At 65.9% G+C, this 6,056-nt stretch carries 5 protein-coding genes; 3 read left to right on the plus strand and 2 right to left on the minus strand.

Translation table 11 applies throughout. The features are described 5' to 3' along the window. Positions 1–137: 137 nt before the first annotated feature. A complete protein-coding gene (locus AC630_RS41550) occupies positions 138–1,391 on the minus strand; it encodes a polysaccharide deacetylase family protein (RefSeq protein ID WP_074124198.1) in 1,254 nt (417 codons plus the stop codon). A gap of 175 nt (positions 1,392–1,566) precedes the next feature. After that, positions 1,567–2,340, minus strand: a complete 774-nt coding sequence (locus AC630_RS41555) for a polysaccharide deacetylase family protein (protein WP_074124199.1) — start codon at positions 2,338–2,340, stop codon at positions 1,567–1,569. A gap of 116 nt (positions 2,341–2,456) precedes the next feature. Here AC630_RS41555 and mgtE point away from each other — a divergent pair, with 116 nt between their 5' ends. From mgtE to tolA, 3 genes are all read left to right on the plus strand, one after another. Further along, positions 2,457–3,878 (plus strand): magnesium transporter, encoded by a 1,422-nt coding sequence (mgtE, locus tag AC630_RS41560; RefSeq protein WP_074124201.1) that lies wholly within the window; start codon positions 2,457–2,459, stop codon positions 3,876–3,878. Positions 3,879–4,210: 332 nt separating this feature from the next. Further along, positions 4,211–4,513: a helix-turn-helix domain-containing protein gene (locus AC630_RS41565; RefSeq protein ID WP_074124202.1), complete on the plus strand. Its 303-nt coding sequence runs from the start codon at positions 4,211–4,213 to the stop codon at positions 4,511–4,513. 153 nt (positions 4,514–4,666) lie between these two features. Beyond that, complete coding sequence (gene tolA / locus AC630_RS41570) at positions 4,667–5,596, plus strand: cell envelope integrity protein TolA (protein WP_074124204.1); 930 nt, start codon at positions 4,667–4,669, stop codon at positions 5,594–5,596. The last annotated feature ends 460 nt before the right edge of the window (positions 5,597–6,056 follow it).

A 6,056-nucleotide genomic window follows, 5' to 3' on the forward strand; every position in this document is an offset into this window, starting at 1 on the left:
CCGGATCCGAAGGGCCGCGTTAGCGCAAAGTGTGCAGCGGTTTTCCCTCGCGACAAACGCGGAACGCGTTTGCGCGGAGATCATGCTCAAACGATAACCTAAAGCGCGATGACGATTTATCCCAATCTCATCGCGCTTCAGGCGCGCTTCTTCACGCCGGTGGCAACGTGGGTCGGGCGGGGCGCCGTGCGCTTGGCCTGCGTGGCAGGATTCGGTGTGGCATGCGCGGGCTGTGCGTTCCGAGGTGCGCGCGACTTGCCGGCCTTGCCCTTGGCCCCACGAGGCGTCTCGGCCGCCATCGCCAGCCGCGTTGCGGCACGCCGCGACAAGGTCGTGGAGAGCAGGACCTCGATCGAGCCTTCCGGGATCGCAAAGAGATCACGGTCAGGCACGGGCAGTGTGGATGCGACATCCGCCCGGGCCCTGGTCCGGCGCGGCAGCAGCGGCTGATGCGCCGTCTGCGCATTGAGATCGGCAAGAGAGGGCGCCGGAAGCGTTGTAGTCTGCGTGAACACGAAGTTCGGGACGCCCGGCCAGCGTGCGATCGGCACCGTCTCCGTCGGCGGATGCAGCAGCCATTCCACGGGCGTGGTCGGCGTCGCCGGCCGGTCGGCGGTCGCAGCCACCACGTGCACGATGCGATAGCCGCGCGCCTTGAGGTCGCGGATGATCTTCGGCAGCGCCGCCACCGTGCGGGCCTGGATGTCGTGTAGCAGCAGGATGCCCTTGCCCTTGGCCTCCAGCCGCTGGATCGCGAGCTGGTAGACGCGGTCGGACGACACGTGGCGCCAGTCGTCGGCCGGGAAGTCCGCGCTCCAGACCTGGATGCCGCGCGAGATCAGATAGTTCTCGACGCCCTCGGCGCGCATCAGGCCGGGAATGCGAAAGAACGGCGCAAGCTTGGACGGATCGGTCATGGCGGCCGAAGTCCACTCGATGCCGCCGTTGATCTCCGTTTCGGCCTTCTCGATCGGCATCCTGTCGAACGTCAGGGGATGGTTCATGCTGTGGGTGCCAACGGTGTGACCCGCCGCCACCAGCTTGCGCACTCCCTCCGGGTTGGCCTTGGCCTGGCCGCCGATGATGAAGAAGGTCGCCTTGATGCACTCGTCGGCGAGGATCTGGAGCACCTGATTCGAATATTTCGGCAAGGGACCGTCATCGAAGGTCAGGACAACTTCATGGTCCTTCAGGGGCAGCGTCTCGCGGTACTGCATGGTGCCGATGCGCGGATGCTCGCGCGGATCCACCACGAGGGTGCGGGAGGTGCCAAGCGCGTCCGGATGGCCGGGGCAGTCGCCTGCGAGGGCCGCCGGCGAACCGATGGTCAGGAACCCAAGACAAAGGACGATGCACGATCGCGTCCGGAGAACAACGCTACTTCCGATCATGAACTTCGTCTGCCCTCACATGCGATTGCCGCCATAGCAGGTCGGAGATGCCTCAAAACGGTTCCGCCGCAAGACCCTTCGAGAGTCCCCCCTTCCATCTTTGCATGTCGTAGCATGAACAGATTGTTAATAGGGCCCCAATCACCCCATTTTGCCCCGGCGTGACATTCCGGCATCAATGCGCGTCGGCGTTCTTCTGCGGCGCCGCTGCCGGCACGACGTGAACGACGCGGTAGCTCTTTTCCCGCAAATATTGCAGGAAGGCCGGCATGATCGCGGCAGTACGTGCCTTGGGGTCGTGGAAGAGGATGATACCCTTGCCGGCGGCGGCCAGGCGCTCGGTGACGAGCTTCAGTTCCTGCTCCGGCGTCATCTCGTTCCAGTCGCTGGCCCAGAGGTCAGCCCCGAACACCACGATGCCGCGCGACTGCAGCAGGTCGAGCTGGGCCGGCGTCGCCTCGAAATAGGGAAAGCGGAAGAACGGCGTCGAGGGCGTCGTGGTCGACACTCCTTTCAGGGCCATCTCGTTGGCCGCGATGCCGCGGTCGATCTCACCCTTGGCCTTGTCGAACGGGATTCGAGCCATGAACGGATGCGACCAGGTGTGATGGCCGATGGTGTGGCCCTCGCGCGCGATGCGCTTGACCATATCAGGATGTTCGGAGGCGTGCAGGCCGATCAGGAAGAAGGTCGCGCGCACGCATTCCTGCGCCAGCGCCGCCAGCACCTTCGATGTCGTCGGCGGGTGCGGACCGTCGTCGAAGGTCAGCACGACCTCGTGATCGGCGAGGGGCAGCGTCTGCGGGAAGCTCTTCAAGCCCGCGCGCGGCGTGGTCTTGGCGTCGACGCTCAGCACCCGCGAGGTGCCGAGCGCGTCCTTGCGCGGGCAGTCGGCGGCTTCAGTCGAGGCGATGCAGCTGAGGCCAGCAAGGACCGCGCCGACCGACATCGAGATCCACCTCAGTCGAAGCATCTTTGTCATTGCGCTCGCTGTTGCCTTGTGGGTATTGCCTGAGCCATCAGCTCAGACCACTCGTTCCAACCTGTCGAACGGCGAGCCGCGCCATGGATCAACATAGCGAAGGTGCCGCATCCGCGGAGGCCTCGGTACTCGACCACGTGCCGATGCGCAATGAAGACGGCGAAATTCGTCACGAATTCGTCGAGGAAATTGCCCATGCGATCGAGGCCGGCGACAGCACCGCGCTGCGCGCCTGCGTTGCCGAGCTGCACGAGGCCGATCTCGGCGATTTGATCGCGGCCCTGCAGCCCGACGACCGCGTCCGCCTGGTCGAGCTGACCGGACGCGATTTCCACTTCTCCGCGCTGAACGAAGTCGATGAGACCGTCCGCGAGGAGATCCTCGAGGAGCTGCCGCCGGAGACGGTCGCCGAGGGCGTCCGCGAGCTCGAATCCGACGACGCGGTCGAGCTCCTCGAGACCCTCGACGAGGCGGAGCAGGAGGAGATCCTCGAAAAGCTGCCCTTGCGGGAGCGCGTCGCGCTCGAGCGCAGCCTGCTGTATCCGGAAAATTCCGCTGGCCGCCGGATGCAGACCGAGTTCATCGCGGTGCCCCAGGATTTCACCGTGGGCCAGGCGATCGACTACATGCGCGAGGCGCCGGATCTGCCCGACCGCTTCTACGAGATCTACGTTGTCGATAAGGACCAGCATTGGCAGGGCGCCGTGCCGCTCGACGTGCTGCTGCGCTCGCGCCGCCCGGTGCCGCTCACCGAGCTCACCGACGAGGATCGCCGCCGCGTCTCCGTCCTGGAGGACCAGGAGGAGGTGGCGCGCATGTTCGGCAAGTACAATCTCGTCGCCGCGCCCGTGCTCGACACCCAGGACCGCCTCGTCGGCGTCATCACTGTCGACGACGTCGTCGACGTCATCGAGGAGGAGGCGGACGAGGACCTCAAGGCGCTCGGCGGCGTCACCAGCGACGAACGGCTGTCGGACACCTTTCTGACGATTGCGCGCGGCCGCTTCAACTGGCTGCTGGTCAATCTCGCCACCGCCTTCCTGGCGTCCTCCGTGCTCGGCCTGTTCGAGGGCCAGCTCCAACAGATGGTGGCGCTCGCGGTGCTCGCGCCGATCGTGGCGAGCCAGGGCGGCAATGCGGCGACCCAGACCATGACGGTCGCGGTGCGCGCGCTTGCGACCCGCGAGCTGGGTTCCTTCAACGCCTGGCGCGTGGTGATGCGCGAGACGCTGGTCGGCCTCGTCAACGGGCTTGCCTTCGCCGTGATCACGGGCATCGCGGCGGTGGCGTGGTTCAAGATCCCGGGCCTCGGCATGGTGATCGGGCTCGCGATCATCTGTAACCTCGTCGCCGGCGCGCTCGGCGGCATCCTGATCCCGATGGCGCTCGAACGTGTCAGGGCCGATCCGGCGGTGGCCTCCGGCACCTTCGTCACCACGGTGACCGACGTCGTCGGATTCTTCTCCTTCCTCGGCATCGCGACGCTTTGGTTTGGATTGAAGTAGGGGGAGGCGAATCTCTCTCCTCGTCATTGCGAGCGCAGCGAAGCAATCCAGAATCCCTTCACGGCGACAGTCTGGATTGCTTCGTCGCAAGCGCTCCTCGCAATGACGGGGGTGGGCAGCGGAGCGGGCAGCTCTCGTGTCCCGGGCGCGCTGCGGCGCGCAAGCGCTGCTGCGCAGAACCGGGACCCAGAAAGCGGCACCAACATCGTGGCAGGATGGGCCCCGGCTCTGCAGCGCACCGCGAAGGAGCGCTGCGCTGCGTCCGGGGCACGAGACCGTGTCTTTAATCCGAATTTAAGCGACCTGCCGCATCATCGCCCGCGCTTGGGGGAATGGACATGCGGTTGCGGCTGAAGGCGGACGGACGGATCGTCGAGTTGCGGGACGGGCAGGAGTTTCCGGTCCAACCTGCGGCCAATGCAGTGCCGGCTGACACCAGTTCGCTCGCGGTGCGCGATTTGCGCCGTCGCGCCTGCCTCACCCAGATGGAGTTTGCCGCCAAACTCGGCGTGCCCGTCGAGACCATCCGCAACTGGGAGCAGGGCAAGCGCGCTCCGCGCGGACCGGCCCGCGCGCTGCTCGCGGTGATCGCGCATGCGCCGGACACGGTGTTCCAGGCGCTCGCCAAAGCCTGACACGAACCTCCTGTTAGCACTGCGCTGAATATCCGGCGAACTGCCGGGGCTGCCATTGGCAGTGCCGCCTGACCGATTTTGGCTTCGCGCCAAAATGGGATTGAGGGGCCGTTCCGGTATGGTAGGAGCAGGGCGGCAACCCAAGATCGGGCGATGGAACTGCGGAAGATCATACGGACGGACATTGCAGCGTCGGCGATCGCGCATCTGACGCTGGTGGCGTTGATCATCCTGATCAGCGAGGTGCATCCGTTTCGCAGCCAGGCGCCCGAAACGGTTTCGGTCGACATCGTTACGCCGGAGCAGGTGAAGGAGGAGGTCAAGGAGCAGGAGACCAAGGAGCCGGCGAAGGAGAAGCCGCCGGAGCCGCCCCCCGATCTGAAACTGCCGAAGCTGGATTTCACCGACAAGGACAAGCCAGACGCGGCGCCGAAGCCTGCGGCCAAGCAGCCGGCACCGTCGCCGCAGGTATCGCCCGAACCACCGCAACGGTCCGCACAGCAGCAACCGCAGCAGCAGCCTTCGCCGCCGCCGCGCGAGGCCAACACACTGCCGCAACAGCCGCCATCTCAGCCTCAGTCGATGCCGCAGCCACCGGCACAGCAGCCGCCGCCCGCAATGCCGCAGCCCCAGGCCGCGCCTCCGACCTACCGGCCTCCGGAGCCGGACGTCACCGTCAAGTACGGCGTCATGCTGGGCCTGCCGCCTGAATTGCCGCCCGAACCGAAAGACCTCCCCAAGGACGATGGCGGCGACGCCAAGGACTCGATCGCAGCCAGGCTGCCGGCCGAGGTTGTCGCCGAGCTTCGTCGTCATCTGAGAAGCTGCGCAAAACTGCCGGCCGAGGTCGCACCGACCGACAACGTGCACATCAAGCTGCGCGCAGTCTTCGCCACCGACGGCGGGCTGGCGCGCCCGCCGATCCTGATCGAAGCCCCGCCTTCCGCGAAGGGGGTGGCCCTCGTGCAGTCCGCGATGAGCGCGCTCCAGGCCTGCCAGCCCTACAAGATGCTGCCGGTCGACAAATACGACGAATGGAAGGTGATGGACCTGCCGTTCAGCCCGCGGGATTTTGGCGGGTAGCGAATTGCCGCGGTTGGTCGACGCCGCTCATGCAAACGGGCTCCCACGACCCGTCGGGCAAAACACCCTGATGCGGCGTCAAGCCGCTTTCGTGAAAATATTCTACTTTACCGAAATTCGGATTTGTCGTATGTATCGCCCATCCCGGCTCACCCTTGAGGGGCGATCATGTGTCGTCACGTTTCGCGAGCCGGGCCTGCGGTGGACGCGGCAGCGTCGGGCGCGAGAGGTCAAGGGCAGGGCGGATTGCTCTCCGTGAGCCCGAGGCTTCGTGCCGACGAGCGGCGCTGTCAGGTTCGTCTCGCCAGCATTCTTCCGGCAACGTCGACAACGTCGGGAGATAATGCGGCGAACAAGCGGGCCGTGCGTACGGCAAAACCGTGTGGTCCTGACCGTCGTTGCTACGGTCAAGCCTTTGCGGAGATGTCAGCGAGCCCAACCGGGCGGACGGCATCGCCAA

Source organism: Bradyrhizobium sp. AS23.2 (assembly GCF_001908185.1).
GTDB lineage: Bacteria > Pseudomonadota > Alphaproteobacteria > Rhizobiales > Xanthobacteraceae > Bradyrhizobium.